17 protein-coding genes and 1 CRISPR repeat array are annotated in these 21,198 nt (G+C 57.7%); of the genes, 9 read left to right on the forward strand and 8 right to left on the reverse strand.

Annotated features, from left to right (window positions below; translation table 11 throughout):
- Positions 1-2: 2 nt before the first annotated feature.
- A CRISPR array of direct repeats spans positions 3-1,641; the repeat unit is 28 nt; unit sequence GTGTTCCCCGCGTGAGTGGGGATGATCC.
- Between the two features lie 414 nt (positions 1,642-2,055).
- The gene (locus BMZ01_RS08625; RefSeq protein WP_092286488.1) at positions 2,056-2,295 is read left to right on the forward strand and encodes a hypothetical protein; all 240 of its coding nucleotides are present in this window, start codon (positions 2,056-2,058) and stop codon (positions 2,293-2,295) included.
- Between the two features lie 212 nt (positions 2,296-2,507).
- On the opposite strand, the gene BMZ01_RS08630 is transcribed toward BMZ01_RS08625, so the two are convergent.
- From BMZ01_RS08630 to BMZ01_RS08640, 3 genes are all read right to left on the reverse strand, one after another.
- Positions 2,508-3,800, reverse strand: coding sequence for an MFS transporter (locus tag BMZ01_RS08630; protein WP_092286584.1), 1,293 nt, complete (start codon positions 3,798-3,800; stop codon positions 2,508-2,510).
- A gap of 212 nt (positions 3,801-4,012) precedes the next feature.
- Positions 4,013-4,561, reverse strand: coding sequence for a TetR/AcrR family transcriptional regulator (locus BMZ01_RS08635; RefSeq protein ID WP_092286490.1), 549 nt, complete (start codon positions 4,559-4,561; stop codon positions 4,013-4,015).
- Positions 4,548-6,200 (reverse strand): MFS transporter, encoded by a 1,653-nt coding sequence (locus tag BMZ01_RS08640; protein ID WP_092286492.1) that lies wholly within the window; start codon positions 6,198-6,200, stop codon positions 4,548-4,550. The genes BMZ01_RS08635 and BMZ01_RS08640 overlap by 14 nt, the downstream gene beginning before the upstream one ends.
- A 184-nt stretch (positions 6,201-6,384) precedes the next feature.
- On the opposite strand from BMZ01_RS08640, the gene BMZ01_RS08645 reads away from it, so the two are divergent.
- The 4 genes from BMZ01_RS08645 (at position 6,385) to BMZ01_RS08660 (ending at position 12,339) form a co-directional block, all read left to right on the forward strand.
- Positions 6,385-8,121 carry a pyruvate dehydrogenase gene (locus BMZ01_RS08645; protein WP_092286586.1) on the forward strand — a complete coding sequence of 579 codons (1,737 nt, stop codon included), beginning with the start codon at positions 6,385-6,387 and terminating at the stop codon, positions 8,119-8,121.
- 190 nt (positions 8,122-8,311) lie between these two features.
- The gene (locus BMZ01_RS08650; RefSeq protein WP_092286494.1) at positions 8,312-10,048 is read left to right on the forward strand and encodes a pyruvate dehydrogenase; all 1,737 of its coding nucleotides are present in this window, start codon (positions 8,312-8,314) and stop codon (positions 10,046-10,048) included.
- A 184-nt stretch (positions 10,049-10,232) separates the two neighbouring features.
- Complete coding sequence (locus BMZ01_RS08655) at positions 10,233-10,934, forward strand: response regulator transcription factor (protein WP_092286588.1); 702 nt, start codon at positions 10,233-10,235, stop codon at positions 10,932-10,934.
- Positions 10,935-10,938: 4 nt separating this feature from the next.
- Positions 10,939-12,339: a sensor histidine kinase gene (locus BMZ01_RS08660; protein ID WP_223845927.1), complete on the forward strand. Its 1,401-nt coding sequence runs from the start codon at positions 10,939-10,941 to the stop codon at positions 12,337-12,339.
- Positions 12,340-12,430: 91 nt separating this feature from the next.
- On the opposite strand, the gene BMZ01_RS08665 is transcribed toward BMZ01_RS08660, so the two are convergent.
- Together BMZ01_RS08665 and BMZ01_RS08670 are read right to left on the reverse strand one after the other, a co-directional pair.
- Entirely contained in the window at positions 12,431-13,126 is a 696-nt protein-coding gene (locus tag BMZ01_RS08665; protein WP_223845928.1) for an esterase/lipase family protein, read from the reverse strand.
- A gap of 77 nt (positions 13,127-13,203) precedes the next feature.
- Entirely contained in the window at positions 13,204-13,629 is a 426-nt protein-coding gene (locus tag BMZ01_RS08670) for an HIT family protein (RefSeq protein WP_092286500.1), read from the reverse strand.
- A gap of 82 nt (positions 13,630-13,711) precedes the next feature.
- Here BMZ01_RS08670 and purD point away from each other — a divergent pair, with 82 nt between their 5' ends.
- Positions 13,712-14,965, forward strand: coding sequence for a phosphoribosylamine--glycine ligase (gene purD, locus BMZ01_RS08675; RefSeq protein ID WP_092286590.1), 1,254 nt, complete (start codon positions 13,712-13,714; stop codon positions 14,963-14,965).
- A complete protein-coding gene (gene purB, locus BMZ01_RS08680; protein ID WP_177180132.1) occupies positions 14,965-16,404 on the forward strand; it encodes an adenylosuccinate lyase in 1,440 nt (479 codons plus the stop codon). The genes purD and purB overlap by 1 nt, the downstream gene beginning before the upstream one ends.
- A 151-nt stretch (positions 16,405-16,555) precedes the next feature.
- On the opposite strand, the gene BMZ01_RS08685 is transcribed toward purB, so the two are convergent.
- The 3 genes from BMZ01_RS08685 to BMZ01_RS08695 form a co-directional block, all read right to left on the reverse strand.
- Complete coding sequence (locus BMZ01_RS08685; protein ID WP_092286502.1) at positions 16,556-16,756, reverse strand: type II toxin-antitoxin system antitoxin; 201 nt, start codon at positions 16,754-16,756, stop codon at positions 16,556-16,558.
- Positions 16,757-16,768: 12 nt separating this feature from the next.
- A complete protein-coding gene (locus BMZ01_RS08690; RefSeq protein WP_092286504.1) occupies positions 16,769-17,779 on the reverse strand; it encodes an SPFH domain-containing protein in 1,011 nt (336 codons plus the stop codon).
- A 417-nt stretch (positions 17,780-18,196) separates the two neighbouring features.
- A complete protein-coding gene (locus tag BMZ01_RS08695) occupies positions 18,197-19,090 on the reverse strand; it encodes a phosphoribosylaminoimidazolesuccinocarboxamide synthase (RefSeq protein ID WP_092286506.1) in 894 nt (297 codons plus the stop codon).
- 156 nt (positions 19,091-19,246) lie between these two features.
- Between BMZ01_RS08695 and BMZ01_RS08700 the strand changes: the two genes are divergently transcribed.
- Together BMZ01_RS08700 and BMZ01_RS08705 are read left to right on the forward strand one after the other, a co-directional pair.
- Positions 19,247-19,735, forward strand: a complete 489-nt coding sequence (locus BMZ01_RS08700; protein WP_177180133.1) for a MarR family winged helix-turn-helix transcriptional regulator — start codon at positions 19,247-19,249, stop codon at positions 19,733-19,735.
- A gap of 175 nt (positions 19,736-19,910) precedes the next feature.
- Positions 19,911-21,197, forward strand: a complete 1,287-nt coding sequence (locus BMZ01_RS08705) for an MFS transporter (RefSeq protein ID WP_092286510.1) — start codon at positions 19,911-19,913, stop codon at positions 21,195-21,197.
- The last annotated feature ends 1 nt before the right edge of the window (position 21,198 follow it).

A 21,198-nucleotide genomic window follows, 5' to 3' on the forward strand; every position in this document is an offset into this window, starting at 1 on the left:
CGGTGTTCCCCGCGTGAGTGGGGATGATCCGAACTTAGGGCTATGCAGTCGGTTGGCGCTTCGGGTGTTCCCCGCGTGAGTGGGGATGATCCGGTGCAGTTCCCCGGTCATTTCATCGAAGCCTGCGTGTTCCCCGCGTGAGTGGGGATGATCCTTATTAAACCCACCTGGGACGCGCTTGGCCAGGGGTGTTCCCCGCGTGAGTGGGGATGATCCCAACCCCAGGCGCGTATCCGCCCACGTACCGTCCGTGTTCCCCGCGTGAGTGGGGATGATCCCGAATTTCATCTGCTTGCCACGGTTTTTCCATGAGTGTTCCCCGCGTGAGTGGGGATGATCCCCCTTGCGGCGTGTAGTCTTTAGGGTCTGGTGTTGTGTTCCCCGCGTGAGTGGGGATGATCCGAACACCGACTCATCAACCTTCACGGTCGGATCAGTGTTCCCCGCGTGAGTGGGGATGATCCGACGTGCTCTACACCATCCTCGAGGAACAGAGCGGTGTTCCCCGCGTGAGTGGGGATGATCCCACTGGCAGCGCAACCGAATGGACGTGCGACAAAGTGTTCCCCGCGTGAGTGGGGATGATCCGTTCGGAGTGCTTCGACATGACGACTTCGTCCGCGTGTTCCCCGCGTGAGTGAGGATGATCCGCGAACCGGGGGCACCGCGCACCCCGGCAGCTGAGTGTTCCCCGCGTGAGTGGGGATGATCCGGCCCGCCACGACGGAGTTATCGAAGTGATCGCCGTGTTCCCCGCGTGAGTGGGGATGATCCTGCGCTGCCATAATCAAGCAAAACGCTAATAAGAGTGTTCCCCGCGTGGGTGGGGATGATCCGTACACGCTCGATGCGATTATGGGTGAGTTCATTGTGTTCCCCGCGTGAGTGGGGATGATCCGTACTCATTGACAGGTACGGCGATAGGCACGGCCGTGTTCCCCGCGTGAGTGGGGATGATCCCACGATTGACACAGGTCAACGCGCCGTTTGGGTGTGTTCCCCGCGTGAGTGGGGATGATCCGCGTCCGCAACTACCGGCTCTAGCCGCCCGGGGTGTGTTCCCCGCGTGAGTGGGGATGATCCCCCATTTCGATGCCGAGCACCCAAATGCGTAACCGTGTTCCCCGCGTGAGTGGGGATGATCCGAACGCCGACGATGGCCGCCACATCATCTGGGACGTGTTCCCCGCGTGAGTGGGGATGATCCTACGGAATACGATTTAGCCACTTTTCAGGTAGATGTGTTCCCCGCGTGAGTGGGGATGATCCGGCCGCGAGTGCTACCGCGGGGTCCTGGGTTTTGGTGTTCCCCGCGTGAGTGGGGATGATCCGCCGACATCACTGACCTGGAAACTATTGAGTATGGTGTTCCCCGCGTGAGTGGGGATGATCCCGTCCGCCATCACCGCAGCGACAGCCTGGAAAACGTGTTCTCCGCGTGAGTGGGGATGATCCCCACACCCCGATGCACCCATAGTGCAGGACTACCGTGTTCCCCGCGTGAGTGGGGATGATCCGAGCAGGTACCCCTCCGAAGAATCGAGACATCCAGTGTTCCCCGCGTGAGTGGGGATGATCCCGGACGATCCCGCCAGCCACCCTCCGCACACGGCGTGTTCCCCGCGTGAGTGGGGATGATCCGCCCATCTGGGACGCGCTGGCCACGGCTGCGAATGTGTTCCCCGCGAAAGCGGGGTTTTTCTTTTATGTCACTCAGGTACTCTCGCAACCCCTGCATTCGAACTGGTTTAAACGTCAACGCCGACTGTATGGACTCGCCTCAAGAGCCCCAGTACCAGTCGGCACCCCTGCTCAACCGCGTGCGCTTAGCTTTATGAAGAACTCATTTATGGCCTGCGTTGAAGTGCAGCTGCTCTCAAATGCGAGCATTCTCGACTTCCTATTTCTGGCGGTGGTTTCCCCCTTATTGCCTATCTCCGCATTCCTGGTCTCATTTCTCAGTGGCCGGGAAAATAATCGCTTGACTATTTGGTGTTCAGTGTTCTTCTAGTTGCTGCTAAAGTGTTAGCTAGTTGCTAAAAACTATGGTCGAACATGCAGGTAGTGGCATGGGGAGAGGTGGTTGTGGTGTCGGTATTCATTGTGGTTGTTTTGTTGATGGCGCTGGCGGTGTATCTGGCTCGTCGTACCGATAAACCGATCGTGCGTTACTTCTTGCTATTCATTGCTTTGCCGCTGGCGGTACTCTTCTTCATTTCCTACGCAATAGCATCACTGCTTATACCCAAGGATAAAGTGCGCGTACGTGAATATAGAAGATATTATTATGATTAAACTTAAATATCCGCATTTACATATGTGGAAACGCTAAGAGCCTCACCAAGTTTTGGTAAGGCTCTTTGTTTTCTTGCTACTCGCGTTGGAGACAAAGTGCGTGCGGCAGACCTTAGTCACCTGCCCTGCGCAGCGAATATGCGAGGGCCTTGCCCGCCGAGCTCGGGGAAAGCTTTAATGCGAGGCTCGGCGAGTGCGGACCTTAAGGGAACTTAAGGTTTGATGCGGGTGGGGTCTTGGACACGGATCAGTGCCAGGGCACCGGCGGCGAGGATGAGTGCGATGCCGAGGATGCCGGCGCGGTCGCCGCCGAAGAGTCCGGCGAAGATGCCGAAGGCGAGTGGGGCGAGCCAGCTGACGGCGCGTCCGGTGGTGGCGTAGAGGCCGAACATTTGGCCATCTTGGCCGTCGGGGGACAGACGGGAGAGGAAGGTTCGGGAGGCTGATTGCGCGGGGCCGACGAAGAGACAGAGGATGAGGCCGAAGATCCAGAACATTTGCGGGCCGTGGACGAAGTAGAGGACCGCGGCGTCGAGGATCATAAGCAGGAGGCAGGCCAAGATGATGGGTTTGGGGCCGATGCGGTCATCGAGCCAGCCGCCGACTACGGCGCCGATGGCGGAGACGACGTTGGCGACGACACCGAAGATGAGGACATCGCCGGGGTCGAGTTCGTAGACCGTGACGGCGAGGATGGCGCCGTAGGTGAACACACCGGCGAGGCCATCGCGGAAGATGGCAGAAGAGATGAGGAAGAAGATGCAGTTGCGGTCGTTATGCCAGAGGCCTTTGAGGTCGCGGAAGAGGTTGCGGTAGCTTTCGCCGACGGAGTCCGTTTTGCCGCCCGAGGGGCGGATTTCGGGGACGCGGAAGAATACCGGGAGGCCGAAGAAAAGGAACCAGCAGGCGGCAAGGACGGCGACCATGCGGATATTGAAGCCGTGCTCGGTGCTGAGTTTGAGGAGGCCGGCGGTGCCATCGCCATTGGTTTTAACGAAGCCGACGTAGCAGGCGAGTAGCAGGACGATGCCGCCGAAATAGCCCATGGACCAGCCATAGCCGGAAACTTTGCCGACGTTATCTGGAGTGGAGACCTGTTTGAGCATCGCGTAGTAGTTGACTTCCGCGAATTGGAAGGTCAGAGAGGCGATGGCCATGATGCTGACACCGAGGATGAACCAGATGGGGGCATCGTTGCGCACGAAATAGAGCGAGGCCATGAGCGCGAAGGTGACGAGTGTCCAGATGCGCACGGCTTTGCGGCGGGTGCCGCGGATATCGGTGCGACGACCCATGATGGGGGCGACACCGGCGATGGCGACACCGGATAGTGCCATGGCTAGTGAGTACCACTGCGTGGGGGTGAGTGCGCTTTCGCCGAGGGATTTGCCGACGGAGTCGGTGAGGTAGACGGAGAAGATGAAGGTGACTAAGACCGCGTTGAAAGCGGCCGAGCCCCAATCCCATAGTCCCCAGGCGGCGACGGTGACTTTATCCGTACGCATGGATTCTGGATCCCAACGATTAGCGATATAGGCTTCGCTGCCTATGCCGGTGGCGCTGGTGTGGAACGGGATCTTATTGCCCATCTCTTCGGCGGCGTTCATGGTGGCAACTTTAGCCGCCGAAGAGCTGCGGTATCACGCTGACGCACGGGGATGTGCGCGGTGGACAGCCGAGAAACCTTCGGTACCGAAGGTTACGGATGGGGAACTTATTAGTGCTTGCCTGTGGGTATCAGGTTAAGAACTGCTTCGGTGAGGGCATCTCTTTGGCCGGGGGTAAGGGGGGTGGCGTTGACGTGGTCGTGGAGCCAGAGGCCCTCTGCGAGGAGCTGCACGAGATAGGCGGTACGGGCAGCGTGGTCATCTTCGACCTGCGCGGGGTTGGGGGCCCAGCGGCGCATCACTGATTCCCAGGCTTCCGCGGCTTCGGGTTCTTGGGCGATATTGAGCGCGCAGACTAAGTCCGCACGGTTGGCGCTATGGGCCATGGTGCAGACGAAGGCGCGCAGCCGTGCTTCGGGAGTGAGTTCCGTGGCGGGAGCGCCGGCGATGGTGCAGAGTTCTTCTTCCCATAAGTCGGCGAGGTGTTGGTGCACGGCGATGATGAGTTGTTGGCGGGAGGGGAAGTGGTAGATGAGGCCGGATTTGGATAGGCCAGAGGCTTCGGCGAGGGAGTCGAAGGTGAGGGCATCGAGTCCGCCTTTTTCGCCGATGATGTGGATGGCGGCTTCGAGGATGTCGGTCTTTTTACTCGGGCGCATGAGGGGAAGGGAAGGGGTTGGTGTTGTTGGTTGGGGTGGTGGTTTGGGTTTGTGCGGTTGGGGCGGTGTCTGTTGTGTCCGCGGTGTCTGCAGTCATGCTCGGGCTGTGCAGGGCCGTGATGGCGGCGCGGGGGCTCTTCTTGGTGGTGCTGGCGTGCAGAATATCCGCAATGGTCTTGGGGTTGCCGCGGAAACAGATCAGCGCGGTGATAACACCCATGACCGCAAACAGACAGACCACCAACAAGACCTTCAAATAGCCTTCATCGAAGGCCTCGTCCGCTAGTGCACGGATGGCGGGATTTGGGTGCAAGGTACCGCGGGTGGGTTCTAGCGGCACCCCAGCAGGCACAGCGCGGGCGTAGAAGAAGGTTTGGAGACTACCGGCAACAGCAACCGCAATAAGTGTGCCGAACTCATAGGAAACATTCTCTACCGCAGCGGCCATGCCGGTGCGATGCGCAGGCGCGGCAGAAATAATTGCCGTAGACGCTACCGACCACACCAGGCCAGCACCGATCCCGGAGATCGCCAAGGCAATGATGAAAAGCCCAAGATGATCATGGATGGCACCCCATACGGCCACACCAACACCGGTGCCACTGATGAGGAATCCACCTCCGATGATGGCGAGGAAACCAAAGCGGTGCAGCCACATGCCACCAGCGATCGATGCCGGTAGCGCCATCAGCGCAAAGGCACTCATCAATACACCAGCTTGCAGCGGGGTGTATTCGGCCACCAGTTGGAAGCGTTGGGTGGTTAGTAGCTCCACGCCGGAAACACCCATCATGGATAGGGCTGCGGCAATGACACCGCCGGTGAAGAAACGATTGCCGAAAATATCGAAGCTTAGAAGCGGCTCTGACAGGATCTTTTGGCGGCGACTAAAGAGATAGGAGCCGATTAGTGCGCCAGGAATGGTGAGGTAGAGAACCCACCAGTGGTGCTCTGGGGCGGCGATTTCCTTAATGATCATCACCAAGGAACCCAAGGCGATCAGCGCATAGAAGCTAGATAGGGCATCCCAGTGTTTTTCTGGGTGCGGCATATTCGGCGGTGCCAAAACGATGGTGGCAATAATCGCGATAATGACGATCGGCACATTAATGAGGAAGACCGATCCCCACCAGAAGTAGTGCAGCAAAATGCCGCCCACAATCGGCCCGGCGGAGGCACCCACCAGGGCCACCGCACCCCAGATACCAATGGCGGTAGCGAATTCGCGTTCATGGATAAAGGTGATCCGGATGAGTGCAAGGGTGGCCGGCAGCATGGAGGCAGCACCAAAGCCTAGGGCTGCGCGGGCAGCTACCAGCCACCAAATAGTAGGCGAGAATGCCGCCATTAAGGAGGTGAGCCCGAAGATGACTAGCCCGATGAGAAAGAGCAGGCGGTGGCCGATCTTGTCGCCGAGAGTGCCGGTGCCTAAGAGCAAGCCGACCATCATGAGCGGGTAGATGTTAATGACCCAGAGTCCGCCGAGTTCGCTGGCGTGGAGTTGTTCACGCAGCACCGGTAGGGCGGTGAAGAGGATGGAGTTATCTAAGGCAATAAGAAAGAGCCCCATGGAGACAACCATGAGGAAAATCCAGCGCTGACGCGGGCTGGAGTCAACGTTTTGGGTGGGGACGTGCATAGTAAAGCAAACTGTACCGACCAGTCGTTACAGTTACAAATAATTGTCCTGGTATTTCCCGCACACTACCGGCATAATAGTGACTCAAAGCACACTTTATGTTCGGGTGCGTCACACCCCTTAGAGGCACCTTGAACGGACAGGAAAACATCCTGTTCTTCCCATGCTGAAGGAGTTGGCCGACATGGCTAAAACACTTGCCCAACACCTCGTCGAAACCCTCGAAGCCCACGGCGTAAAACGCATCTATGGAATCGTCGGTGACAGTCTGAACCCCGTATCCGATGCGGTCCGGGACTCCAGTATTGAATGGGTCCACGTCCGCAATGAAGAAGCCGCCGCTTTTGCTGCTGGCGCTGAATCCTTAATCACCGGCGGGCTGGCAGTCTGTGCAGCATCCTGTGGGCCCGGTAATACCCACCTGATCCAAGGCCTTTTTGATGCGCACCGCAATGGCGCAAAAGTGTTGGCCATCGCCAGCCACATTGCTTCCCGCCAGATTGGAAGTTATTTCTTCCAAGAAACCCACCCGGAACAACTCTTGCAGGAATGCTCCGGCTACTGCGAGATGGTCAACTCGCCCCAACAAGGCGCAACCATCTTGCACCACGCACTGCAATCCACCTTCGCCGGCAGGGGAGTCTCCGTGCTGGTAGTGCCCGGGGATATTTTCCCCGGGGAAGTGCAAGACACCACGTTCTTAAGGTCAGTGATCGCTAAAGGTAAGCCCACGGTGTACCCGGACCCAACGGAAGCTGCGGCTTTGGTCAACGCCATTAATGAAGCTGACAAGGTGACGCTTTTTGTGGGCAGCGGGGCGAAGGATGCCCGTGAACAAGTCATGGAGTTGGCGGAAAAGATTAAAGCCCCGATTGGGCATGCCTTGGGTGGGAAGATGTATTTCCAATACGACAACCCCTATGACGTGGGTATGTCTGGGCTTTTAGGTTATGGCGGATGCTTTGATGCGATAAGCGAAGCAGACTTGCTGATTTTATTGGGCACGGATTTTCCCTATACCGAATTCCTGCCGAAGGACAATGTTGCCCAAGTAGATATTGATGCCAACCAAATCGGCAGACGTACCTGCATTAGCTACCCCGTGGTAGGCGATGTGGGGGCAGTGCTAGACAATATCCTCCCGCATGTGGAGGAAAAGAAAGACCGCCGTTTCTTAGATCGCATGTTGAAAACACATCTAAAGAAACTCAATGCCGTGATCGAGGCCTATACCTCGAATGTGGAAACCCATGTGCCCATCCACCCGGAATATGCGGCGGACCTGATCGACAAACTCGCCGATGATGATGCCATCTTCGCCATTGATACCGGCATGTCCAATGTGTGGGCGGCCCGCTACATCACCGCCAATGGCAAACGCGAACAACTCGGCAGCTTCCGACACGGCACCATGGCCAATGGGTTGCCCCATGCCATTGGGGCTCAGGCCAGTAGCCCTGGCCGCCAAGTCATTTCCTTTAATGGTGATGGCGGTTTAGCCATGCTCATGGGTGAACTATTGACGGTAAAGCTGCACAAGCTGCCGATCAAGATGTTTGTATTCAATAACGGCTCACTGGGCATGGTGAAGCTAGAGATGCTGGTCCAAGGCCTCCCGGAATTCCAAACCGACCATGAACAAGTCAACTTCGCGAAGATCGCAGAAGGCGCTGGAATTAAAGCCATCCGGGTAGAAGACCCCACAGAACTAGAAGGCGTGATTGCTGAGGCCTTGGCCTATCGTGGGCCGGTGCTGGTGGATATTGTCACCGACCCTAATGCACTATCCATCCCACCGAATATCACCTGGGAGATGCTGGCGGGGTTCTCTAAAGCCGCTGCACGCACCGTATTCGGCGGTGGCGTAGGGCGCATGGTGGATCTAGCGCGAGCAAATCTACGCAATATCCCCAAACCCTAGGCCCTGCAGGCTAGTTGGTAGCTGCTGTTACCTGCGGGAAGCGCCAAGAAAGTCTCTTGGCGCACCATTGGGGGTGGATGCGGGAAAACTCACAGGAAAACTCCCTAGACCTTGGGCTAAAGCCGGGCGCACAATGGGACGAAGGGAAACATATTAATAATTCCGAAAGTCTTAAGGAGACCCGTACTCTATGGCCCAAAGTTATGCCCAGCAGCTCGTCGAAATGCTCGAAGCCCAAGGCGTGAAACGCATTTATGGTCTGGTTGGCGATAGCCTGAACCCCATTTCCGATGCAGTCCGCGACTCCAGCATCGAATGGATCCACGTCCGCAATGAAGAAGCCGCAGCCTTTGCCGCCGGTGCCGAATCTGAACTCACCGGCGGCCTTGCTGTGTGCGCTGGTTCCTGCGGCCCGGGAAACACGCACCTGATCCAAGGCCTTTATGATGCCAACCGCAATGGCGCCAAGGTGTTGGCCATCGCCAGCCACATTCCTTCCCGCCAAATTGGTTCGCACTTCTTCCAGGAAACGCATCCGGAACAACTCTTCAAGGAATGCTCTGGGTATTGCGAGATGGCCAACTCCGCCGAACAAGGCGCAGTTATTTTGCACCACGCCATCCAATCCACCATGGCCGGCAAGGGTGTCTCCGTGCTGGTAGTCCCCGGTGATATTGCCACCGGCGATGTGGAAGACACCACCTTCACCGAATCCACCATCGCCACTGGCCGCCCGGTGGTCTTCCCGGATCCGGCTGAAGCTGCTGCGTTGGTGAAGGCCATCAATGAAGCAGAAACCGTCACCCTGTTCTGCGGTGCTGGTGCCAAGCACGCCCGCAAGCAGGTCCTTCAATTAGCGGAAAAGATTAAATCCCCCATCGGCCACGCCCTTGGCGGGAAAATGTACATCCAATACGACAACCCCTTCGACGTGGGTATGTCCGGGCTGCTCGGCTACGGCGCCTGCCATGATGCCTCCAATGACGCAGACCTATTGATCCTGGTGGGCACGGACTTCCCCTATAACGACTTCCTGCCGAAGGAAAATGTCGCTCAAATCGACATTGATGGCTCCCACATTGGACGCCGCACCAAGATTAAATACCCCGTGGTCGGCGATGTCGCTGCCGTGATTGAAAATATCCTCCCGCACGTGGAGGAAAAGAAGAGCCGCCGCTTCCTCGACAAGATGCTCAAGGAACACCACAAGAAGCTCACCGACGTTATTGAGGCCTATACCCACAAGGTTGAGGACTATACCCCCATCCACCCGGAGTACGCGGCCGATCTGATCGACAAGCTCGCCGATGATGACGCCATCTTCACCGTGGATACCGGCATGTGCAATGTCTGGGGTGCTCGTTATATCACCCCGAATGGCAAGCGCGAACAAATCGGTTCCTTCCGCCACGGCACCATGGCTAATGCTCTTCCGCATGCCATCGGTGCACAGGCCAGCCACCCCGGCCGCCAGGTGATCTCCTTTAATGGTGATGGTGGCCTGGGCATGCTCATGGGTGAACTGTTGACCGTGAAGCTGCACAACCTGCCGATCAAGATGTTCACCTTCAACAACAGCTCCCTGGGCATGGTGAAGCTGGAAATGCTGGTCCAAGGTCTCCCCGAGTTCGAAACTGACCACGATCAGGTCAACTACGCCAAGATCGCTGAAGGTGCCGGCATTAAATCCTTCCGCGTGGAAGACCCGCACAAGCTAGAAAAGACCATCGCCAAGGCGTTAGCCTATGACGGCCCGGTGTTGGTGGATATTGTCACCGACCCCAATGCGTTGTCCATCCCGCCGAATATCACCTGGGATATGCTGCTTGGTTTCTCCAAGGCAGCTACCCGCACGGTGTTCGGTGGCGGTGTCGGTCAAATGGTGAATATGGCGAAAGCGAACCTGCGCAATATTCCGAAGCCGTAGGCATCGAAGCCGTAGGCACCGAAGCCATAAGGCACCAAGCCCTAGGGCACAACGCCTAGGCACAATGCTCCGCGGCCGCGCTGCAGCTTTAAAAATCGAAGCTCCTGCATTCACAGCTTTTACTCAGCCAGTATGCAGGAGCTTCGATGTGCATTGAGCTTCAATAGGCGGTATGAGTGTGGATATGGAGAAAAAACCTACGAGAGTCCTGGTCGTCGATGATGAACCTAATATCGTCGAACTACTCACCGTCAGCCTGAAATTCCAGGGCTTCGAGGTATTCACCGCCAGCACCGGCACCGAAGCCCTACGCTTAGCCCGCGAATGCGACCCCGATGCCCTCATCCTGGATGTCATGATGCCCGGGATGGACGGCTTCGAGGTGCTCACCAAACTACGAAATGAAGGCATCGACGCCCCGGTGCTTTTCCTCACTGCTAAGGATGCCGTCGAACATCGCATCCATGGGCTGACCATTGGCGCGGATGACTATGTCACCAAACCCTTCTCCTTGGAAGAAGTGATCACCCGCCTCCGAGTGATCCTGCGGCGCGGAAAAATCGCTGACCATGATCCCCACGACGCCACCATCACCTACGCTGACCTCACCTTGAATGATGAAACCCATGAGGTCACCAAAGCCGGCCAGATCGTGGAACTTTCCCCCACCGAATTCAACCTACTGCGCTACCTCATGCTCAACGCCGAAGTAGTGCTCAGCAAAGCCAAGATCCTCGATAATGTGTGGCACTATGACTTCGGTGGTGATGGCAATGTGGTGGAATCCTATATCTCTTACCTGCGCCGCAAGGTCGACACCCAAGAACCTCCACTAATCCACACCGTCCGCGGAGTGGGCTATGTCTTACGCACCCCGAGGCATTAGGCGCATGCGTCGCTACCTTACCCTGCGAACCTGGTTGGTGATCCTCATTGTCGCCATCTCAGGTGCCGGGCTAGCGGGCAGTGCCATGGCTGTGTCGTCGATTATGGCGGAGGTCATATATTCCCGGGTCGATGAGGATCTCTACAGCGCAGCCAATGGGTGGGCCCGAGATGTAGAAGCACTCACCACTGGCACAAATCCACGACCACCTTCGAATTATTACGTGGCTACGATCTTTCCAGACGGTAGCTCCATTGTCTTTAATGACACCACCTTGCGCCCCGATCTTAGCGTCAACTTAAGCGGTGGTGTTCCTCAAACCGTGGGGAGTCTCAACTCTCAGGATGAACCCCTTTCCGGTGCCCCACAGTGGCGCATCTTAGTTCGAGAAAATACCGATACTCACGGCCAAAGCATTCTTACTATTGTCGGCCGCTCCCTCGGGGGTGAATCTCTGCTGCTTGCACGCCTCAATGTCGTCCAACTTATTATCGGCATGCTGGTGCTTGTGGTGCTTGCGGTGGTTGCTTACCTTGCTATCCGCAGAGCACTCAAACCCCTGCGTACGGTAGAAAAAACCGCCGCGCGGATCGCCGGCGGTGAGGTCGGTCAACGTGTCCCGGAGTGGCCTGCCAATACTGAGGTCGGCAGCCTCTCCCAGGCACTTAATATCATGTTGGAACAACTCCAACGCTCCATTGAAGAAGCCACCAATAAAGAAGCCCAGATGCGGCGCTTCGTAGGTGATGCCTCCCATGAGCTGCGCACCCCGCTGACCTCTATTCGTGGCTATACCGAGCTCTATCAATCCGGTGCTACCCAAGACGCCAACTGGGTCTTAGAAAAAGTCCAAGAAGAATCCACCCGCATGTCGGTGCTCGTGGAAGACCTTCTCGCCCTTACGCGTGCGGAAGGTAATGAAGTGGATCTGCGAGATGTGGATATCCTCGAAGTCGCCCTAGCAGTAGTGACCTCGGCGAAGGCCGCTTACCCGGGCCGAAGCATTAAGGTCAACGCCGAAACCTCAGGGGTCCCCATTGTCCGTGGTGATGCCTCTCGACTGCATCGTTTACTCCTGAACTTGGTCAGTAATGCTTTGGTCCATGGCGGCCCGGACGCTGAGGTGCAGATTCTTATCCGCGATGAAGAAGAGCAGGTCGCCATTGATGTTCAAGATAATGGCCGTGGCATGTCTGAAGAGGTGGCAGCGCATATTTTCGAGCGCTTCTACCGCGCCGATAGTTCGCGTTCTCGGGCATCCGGTGGTTCTGGTTTAGGCCTGGCCATTACCCGCACCTTGGTGGAACAACACGGTGGCAGCATCAGCGTGGAATCTGAGGAAGGGGAGGGCTCCACCTTCCATATCCAGCTGCCACACGCACCTGCCACGCCCCCGAAGGCATAGCCCCGAAGGCATAGCCCACGAAGGCATAGCCAACCTGCTAAGCACACCAAACGCCCCGAGGCGCCTCAGCCACTAGCCACTAAACAGCCCTTTAGCGCCCCAACGCCGTTAAAATCGCCCCGGCTTGGGTCGGCAACTGGGCATGCGGCACCGGCTGATCCAAATACGCCACCTGTACACCACGGCAATCCTTAGGGCTTAAGTCTTCTGGCACCTGCCGCATCTCATGGCCTTCCACATGGATAATTGGCTCCGCTGGGGGCTCATAGCCCTCAATCTGGTCACGGCTAGCCAGAGTTGGGTCCGCCGAAACCGGCGGCACCACCGTATCCCCAGGTGAGACCACCGCCACCACCTTCAACCCTTCCGGGATCGGCGGTAGGGCACGCAGCTCCTGGCACATCAGATCCACCATGGAGCGTCCCACCGTCCACCCCAAGGGCTTATGCATCATCTTTGCGGCCGCCCGTGGCACCCCAGCTGGTTCTGGGATGCCACGCCAGGGCGTACCCAAACCCACCAAGGTTCGTACCGCCCCATCACCTAAGCGGTGCGCCAGCTTCAAGCCCAATAACCCACCTAGGGAGTGCCCAACAATGTCGATCTGCCCGCATTGTTGAACAATCACCGACAGTGGGCCGATTAATTCATCCAGGCATTCTTCAATCCCGGCGGTGCCGCGGTGACCATATGCCGGTGCTCGCACCGGCACTCCACGAGCTAAAAGCGCCTCAATGGGTGCCAAGAAGTTACCAGGCGAGGCTACCATGCCATGCAGAAATATCACCGGGGTATCCGCAGATAGCGGTGGTTCACTTAAATCCGGGAGCTCCCCGCGCGGTGGGAAGATACGCGTTGCGAGACTCAGTGTGGGTATCCCTTTTCATCGGTGTCCAAGATTTTACGAATCTTGGCAGCAGCTTCATCCATTTTCTCTGGATCCGTCTCATCCATCTTCATGACATTGGCGAAGTTATAGTCCTCCAAGCCATGGGATGGGAACACATGAATGTGGGTATGCGGAACTTCAAATCCGGCAATAATATAGCCCGCCCGTGGGGCATCAAAGGCTTCAATGACGGCGCGACCAACATTCTGGGCCACTTCATTAATCTGAGTCCACGCGCGGGGCGAGATATCCGTCCACCGATCTACTTCCTCGACCGGAACAACCAGGACATGCCCATAGCGAAGCGGCTCAATAGTTAAGAAGGCCACAACAGTCTCATCGCGATACACGAATCGACCGGGTAGTTCGCCGTTGATGATCTTGGTGAACACACTACTCATGGGCTTCAGCGTACCCCTTTCGGCGCTGCCCGAAGCTCCTTTTCCCCACATCAGGTGTCCCCGCTTAGCTATGCTCAGCCCCATGCGCATCCTTCTCATTGGCTCCGGCGCGCGCGAACACGCCCTGCTCCGCGCCCTGGCAGCTGACCCCACCGTCACCGAGATCCTCTTTAGCCCCGGCAACGCTGGCGCCACAGACACCCCCAAAGCCACCCGCCTTGCTGGCGACCCCCTAGAGATCGCCCGCGAACACAACCCAGACCTCGTGGTCGTCGGCCCCGAACAACCCCTGGTCGCAGGCCTTGCCGATCAGCTTCGCGACGCCGGTTTCGCCGTCTTCGGCCCCAGCGCCGAGGCCGCCCGCATCGAAGGTTCCAAAGCCTTCGCCAAGGATGTCATGAAGGCTGCCGGCGTGCGCACCGCAGAAGCGCAAACGGTCACCAACGTTGTCGATATTGATGCTGCCCTCGATCGTTTCGGCCCCACCTGGGTCGTCAAAGACGATGGCCTCGCCGGCGGCAAAGGCGTGGTGGTTACCCCCGATCGGGAGGTCGCTCATGCCCACGCCGAAGCCGTCATCGCCGCCGGCAACCCGGTGCTTTTTGAAAGCTTCCTTGAAGGTCCCGAAGTCTCCCTCTTCTGCCTCGTCGATGGTGAAACCGTCGTCCCCCTTCTGCCCGCCCAGGACCACAAACGCGCCTATGACAATGACGAAGGCCCCAACACCGGCGGCATGGGCGCCTACACCCCGCTGCCCTGGCTTCCCGCCGACGGCGTCCAACGCATCGTCGACGAAGTCTGCCTCCCGGTCGCCAAAGAAATGAAAGCCCGCGGCTGCCCCTATTCGGGCCTGCTCTACGCGGGCATCGCCTGGGGCCCGGAAGGTCCCGCGGTGGTGGAATTCAATTGTCGCTTCGGGGACCCAGAAACCCAGGCTGTCCTGGCATTATTGGAAACCCCCTTGGCTGGAGTTTTATATTCCGTTGCCACCGGAGCTTTGTCCGAGATCGAGGCTTTGCGTTGGCACGATGGTGCGGCTATCACCGTGGTGCTCGCTGCCGCTGGTTATCCCACTAATCCCGCGATTGGGGAAGAAATTCGTGGTGTCGAAGGGCCCGAGATCCTCCATGCCGGAACCGAAGAAGTTGATGGGAAAATCATCTCCACCGGTGGTCGTGTGCTCAATGTGATCGGTACCGGCAAGGACCTTCATGAGGCCCGCGAGAACGCCTATGCCCGCATCGCCGACATTGAGATGGAAGGTGGCTTCTACCGCAGCGATATTGGACTCGCCGCCTGCGAAGGCCGCATCAGCATTCCCGATGAGGTGCGATAATGGCAGGCGTGGCTGAAAAGAAAATGATCGCTAATGTCCTGTCCTCGCGCTATGCCTCCGCAGAACTATCCAACCTGTGGAGTCCAGAACACAAGATCGTGCTGGAGCGCCAACTCTGGATCGCGGTGATGAAAGCCCAGCGTGACCTGGGAGTCGATATCCCCGCCGAAGCGATCACAGCCTATGAAAAAGTCATTGGCCAGGTAGATCTCGCCTCCATTGCAGATCGCGAACGCATCACCCGACACGATGTCAAAGCCCGCATTGAAGAGTTCAATGCCCTTGCTGGCCATGAACATATCCACAAGGGCATGACCTCGCGTGACCTCACCGAAAATGTTGAGCAGCTGCAGATCTACCGCTCGCTCGAGCTGATCCACTTCAAGGCTGTTGCAGTACTTGCCCGCATTGCTGAACGCGCCGATGCTTATCGCAGCCTGGTGATGGCCGGACGCTCCCACAACGTGGCCGCCCAAGCCACCACCTTAGGTAAGCGTTTTGCCACCGCCGCTGATGAAATGCTGGTGGCTGTTGAACGCCTGGAGAACCTCTGCGCCCGCTACCCACTGCGCGGCATTAAAGGCCCCATGGGTACCGCCCAAGACATGTTGGACCTCATGGGTGGGGATGAAGCCAAACTTGCCAGCCTAGAATCCCGTATCGCTGAACACCTCGGCTTTAGCCGCGTCTTCGACTCGGTTGGTCAAGTCTATCCCCGCTCCTTGGACTTCGATGCACTATCTGCACTCGTGCAGCTCGGCAGCGGCCCCAGCTCGCTAGCTACGACCATCCGGCTGATGGCCGGCACCGAAACGGTTACCGAAGGCTTCAAGGAAGGCCAAGTCGGTAGCTCCGCTATGCCGCATAAGATGAACGCGCGTTCCTGCGAACGCGTTGGCGGCATGCAGATCATTCTGCGCGGCTACCTCACCATGGTGGCTGACCTGGCAGGCCAGCAGTGGAATGAAGGCGATGTGTTCTGCTCCGTGGTGCGCCGCGTGGCACTACCGGATGCCTTCTTCTGCATTGACGGCATGTTTGAAACCTTCCTCACCGTGTTGGAAGAATTCGGTGCCTTCCCCGCCATGATTGAACGCGAACTAGAACGCTACCTACCTTTCTTGGCCACCACCCGCATCCTGATGGCTGCGGTGCGCGCCGGGGTTGGGCGTGAAACCGCGCATGAAGTCATTAAGGAAAACGCCGTTGCAGTGGCGTTGGATATGCGCGAAAAAGGTGCCGAGCAGGACCTTGTCCAGCGCCTTGCCGCAGATGATCGCCTGCCGATGGGGGAGGCGGAACTCAATGAGGCACTGCGGGATCGCCACGCATTCATTGGTTCTGCTGAATCTCAGGTTGATCGCGTGCTTGCACGTGTAAACGACCTGGCTCAAGCAATCCCTGGGGCGGCTGCCTACAAGCCAGGGGACATTCTTTAAAGAAGAAGGTTCTGAAGTTTTCCGATTCGCGCCGGATGAGCAATCTTGGTGCGGCATAGCTTAACCCGCGCCCTAGCGGAAGAATTTTCCTGCGGGCGCGGGTTTGCCGATCTCGGGGAAAGCACTGCCTGAAGCCTGGAAGCTGCGGACGTTAGTTTCCCTCTTGCTTGGGTGGGCGCCCGCGCTGCGGGATCTCGCCAACGTTTTTGGGCAGGCGCCCGGCTTTGCGGAGGGAATCGCGAAGCAGCACTTCGATTTGGGCGTTGACGCTGCGAAGGTCATCAGCTGCCCAGCGGGCGAGGGCATCGTGCACCGCTGGGTCTAAGCGAAGGGAAATAACTTTGCGCGCCATTGCCTGTCAACCTTAGGTGTAGAGACCACCGGTGTTGATCACAGGCTGCGTATTGGAGTCAGAACACAGCACCACCAAGAGGTTAGAGACCATGGCGGCGCGGCGCTCGGGATCAAGCTCGACGATATCGCGCTGCTCGAGGGAATCGAGGGCGGATTGCACCATGCTGACTGCACCATCGACGATGGTTTCGCGGGCATCCACAATGGCGGCGGCCTGTTGGCGCTGCAGCATGGCCTGTGCGATTTCCGGGGCGTAGGAGAGGCTGGAGATGCGTGCCTCGATGATCTCGAGGCCAGCCACTGCGACGCGTGCGGCGACCTCATTGGCAAGCTCTGCGGAGACCTCATCGGTGGAGCCGCGCAGGGAGGAGCGGCCATCGACCGGGGAGTCATAAGGGTGCTGGGTGGCGACGTGCCGCAATGCGGATTCGGCTTGAGAGTGGATGAACTCGTCATAGTCTTCTACCGCGAAGACTGCTTTGGCGCTATCGGCGACCTGCCACACCACGATGGCGGCGATGACCACGGGGTTGCCGTTGTAGTCATTGACCTTGGTTTCGGTGGTTTCGAAGTTGCGGGCTTTAACCGAGACTTTCTTTGCGGAGGTAAGCGGCGGCACCAGGGAAATGCCGACCGTGCGCAGGGTGCCGACGTAGTTACCGAAGAAGTTGAGCACGCGCACATGGCCGGGGGATTGCACCTTGACCATGGTGAGCATCAACAAGATGCTGAGCACAAAGGCGATGATGCTGGCAGCCATGATGAACCCAGTGCTGGTGGTTCCCTGGCCGGCGTCGAGGAGGTTCGCGGCATAAACGAAGCCCCAGATGCTAAGCCCAAAGATCACCAGGAGGAGCAGTAATGCCAGGCCGGCGAGGGCGCCGCTGACGCTCCAGATGGGGCCTTTTTCGGAGATGAGGACACGGGTGCCGTCGTGACCGACAGGTTCTTCTTTGGGGATGGGGCTTGGTGGGAGGCTATCGCCATCAGCGGTGGGTGGGTTTTGTGGATCGAGGCTCATTAGAGGCTCCTATACGGCGGTTATGTGGTTAAGGCGGCTGGGCAGCTGGAGCTTGCGGCTGGATAGCTGTGCTTTGCGGCTCGGAGGTCATGTGGCTCGGCTAAGTAGCTTGGCAGCTATTCAGCTTGCTAACCATGCAGCGAATTAATGTGACATCAAAATAATATCAGATTGTTGGGTGCGGCATAGAGTGCTCGGGAAAAATTTTTGGCGGGGTGTGGGTGCGGGTTGCCGGAGCGAGTTGCGTGGGTGGGATGCGTGAGGAAGGTTGCTTGGAGAGGGTTGCGCGGGTGCCCTAGAAACGCGAAAGGCCGTGCAAGCTAAGAAACCTGCACGGCCGGGCGCGATGAAAACTCGTGGGAATTTTGTGGGATTTTTTATTTGCTCTGTGTGGGTGTGTGAGGCGATCAGCGGCTGCTAGACGCAGCAGCCAATCCAATCCCCGAACTTCTTATCGGAGAGCCGCTCATAGGCCTCGATATAGCGCTCGCGAGTAGCTTCCACCACGGAGCCGGGTAGGGCTGGGGGAGCGGTATAGGATTCGCGATCCCAACCAGACTTGGGGCTGGTCAGCCAGTTGCGAACATATTGCTTGTCGAAGCTGGGCTGCACCTTGCCTTCCTCATAGCCTTCGGCAGGCCAATAGCGAGAAGAATCCGGGGTCAATACCTCATCGGCGAGTACCAGCTCACCTTCAGCGTCGATACCGAACTCCAGTTTGGTATCAGCCAAGATCAGGCCCTTCTCCTCAGCCATGGCGGCGGCTTGAGAATAAACCTTCAAGGTTGCTTCGCGTAGTTCCTCAGCCCGGGCTTCGCCGAGCTTATCCACCATGTACTCGAAGCTGACATTCTCATCATGATCACCCTGCTCTGCCTTAGTGGCCGGGGTGAAGATGGGTTCTGGCAGGCGAGAAGCCTCAGTAAGGCCTTCGGGAAGCTCAATCCCGCAGACCGTTCCGGTTTCCTTATATTCAGCCAGAGCTGATCCGGTGAGGTAACCACGGGCAACACACTCAAAAGGCACCATCTTCAAACGACGGCACATCATGGCACGGCCCAAGATCTCCTCGGGGATACGAGGATCATCCAGCGGGCCAGCAAGGTGGTTAGGGAAGTCCAAGGCGTCGAAGAAGAAAGCGCTCATCGCGGTGAGCACTCGACCCTTATCGGGGATCTCGGTGTCTAGGACATAGTCGAAAGCAGAGATGCGATCAGAAGCCACCATCAGGAGGGTGTCTTCGTCGATTTCGTAGATTTCGCGCACCTTACCTGCGGAAAGGTGGTTGTACTCGGAGAGTTCAGGGCGCATGTGTAGGCAGTCTAGCGTCCTTTATACCGTTGGGGAAACGGAGGCTAGCAAGGCATCTGGTAGTACCAGCTTCACCTAGTAGGCCAGAGGAGTACACACATGTGGGGGTAGGGTGGACTTTTAAGTTAAGACTCTTAAGCAGTAATGTGGTGCATTGTGTCAGAGAATAAAGATTTACCTATTGTCAGCAGTGAGCTTCGGTCTGTACTGCGTCAGGGCTCCTATGTGATGCGCCTTTTGGATCATGGGGATTCCCTGTTGACGACCCGTAATCTCGCAACCCTGAACACCCTGGCGAACCGCCCGCTCTCGGTGAGTTGGATAGCCCGGATTAATGGGTTCACCCAAGCGGCCGCCAGTCAACTCGTCAATCGCTTAGAAGCAGACGGGCTAGTTATGCGCCGCACTGATCCCCAGGATCGCCGCGGCGTGCTCGTCGAGGTGACCCCCAAGGGGCATGAGTCGCGATTGATTGAAGCCCAACGACGCAATTCCGCCTTGAAGGAATACCTTCAGGACCTTAATGACGAAGAGTTGCACAAACTCCGCGAGGCATTGCCTTTATTGAATCGCGTGTTCAGCGCATGTATCGCGGAGTGGACCCCGCCGGAAATGGTTCCTCCAGCGGCGCCCGATAATTACTAGCGCTTTCTAGCGCAGCACTCACTCCCCTCGGCACATTTGCCAGGGGCGTGATTTTTTAACCCTTTCACGTGTCTGGCCAGGCATGGAGGGGGTTTCACTACGCCCAAATTTTGCATAATCACGCTTAAGTATTGAACGACCTGCCACAGGCCAGAAAGGACCATTAGGAACTCCCATGACACAGGCCACCGAGCAGCTCGCGCAGCAGATCGCGGAACCTGCGCATAAAAAGAAGCAACCCAAAGGCGTTTGGGCTGTCACCGTTGCCTCCATTTTCGCGTTTATGGGCATCGGACTCGTTGACCCGATTCTTCCTTCTATTGCCAAGAACCTGCATGCAACTGAATCACAAACTTCACTGCTATTTACCAGTTACCTGATCGTCACAGCATGCATGATGCTGGTTACTGGTGCGATTAACTCCCGTATTGGCGGAAAGCAGACTCTCCTAGTCGGCTTGGCTGTAATTGTGGTTTTCGCCTCACTTTCGGGTACCTCCGGCACCGTTGCACAACTCGTGGGATACCGCGCCGGATGGGGCTTCGGCAACGCACTTTTCGCCGCCACCGCCTTGGCCGTGATCGTCGCGGTAGCTACTGCCGGACGCTCCCAAGCAATCGTTCTCTACGAAATGGGTATTGGCATCGGCATGGCCACCGGCCCGCTGCTCGGTGCTTTCACCGGTGCCATCCACTGGCGCGCACCCTTCTACGCCACCGCCGCACTTATGGCCTGCGCCTTCATTGCCCTGGTTGTTCTTCTACCTGAGATCCCCCGTCCAGCCACTCCGATTAAAGTCACCGCCCCGATTAAAGCCTTAGGCGATCGCGGATTAAGCAGCGTCGGTATTGCCGCGCTCTTCTACTACTGTGCCTTCTTCGCCATCATGGCCTACACCCCCTTCATCCTTGGGATGGGGCACCTAGGTATTGGCCTCGTCTTCTTCGGCTGGGGTACCGCCTTGGCGATTACCTCCACAATGATCGCCCCGCGCCTGCACAACCGCTTCGGCATTATTGCTTCTGCCAGCGCCTCGCTGGTGGGCATGATGATCGTCATGATCGCCATTGGGCTAATCGCCGGCCATGGCCACGTCAGCGATGCCCGCCGCACCGGGCTAGTGATCTGCGTGATCGCCGCGGGTGCTGTGATGGGTGTGTGCAATACCTTGTTCACGGACCTCGCCATGAGTGTCTCTGATCACCCGCAATCTGTTGCCTCCGCAGGCTATAACTTCCTGCGTTGGCTCGGCGGCGCAGCCGCTGCCTACCTGGCACCGCTGCTCGGTGAAATCTACTTCCCGGCTATTCCCTATATTGCTTTCGGCGTCTTGATGATCATCTCCATTGGTTTGTTGCTGACCCTGCGGGGGCGCATGGCAGCTCGAAACCACCAGGAAGAAACCCGCATCATTGAATCCACCGAACCGACTGCCGAGGAAGCTGCGCACCTAAAACACTAAG

Origin of the sequence: Corynebacterium spheniscorum, assembly GCF_900113445.1 — a bacterium.
Lineage (GTDB): Bacteria > Actinomycetota > Actinomycetes > Mycobacteriales > Mycobacteriaceae > Corynebacterium > Corynebacterium spheniscorum.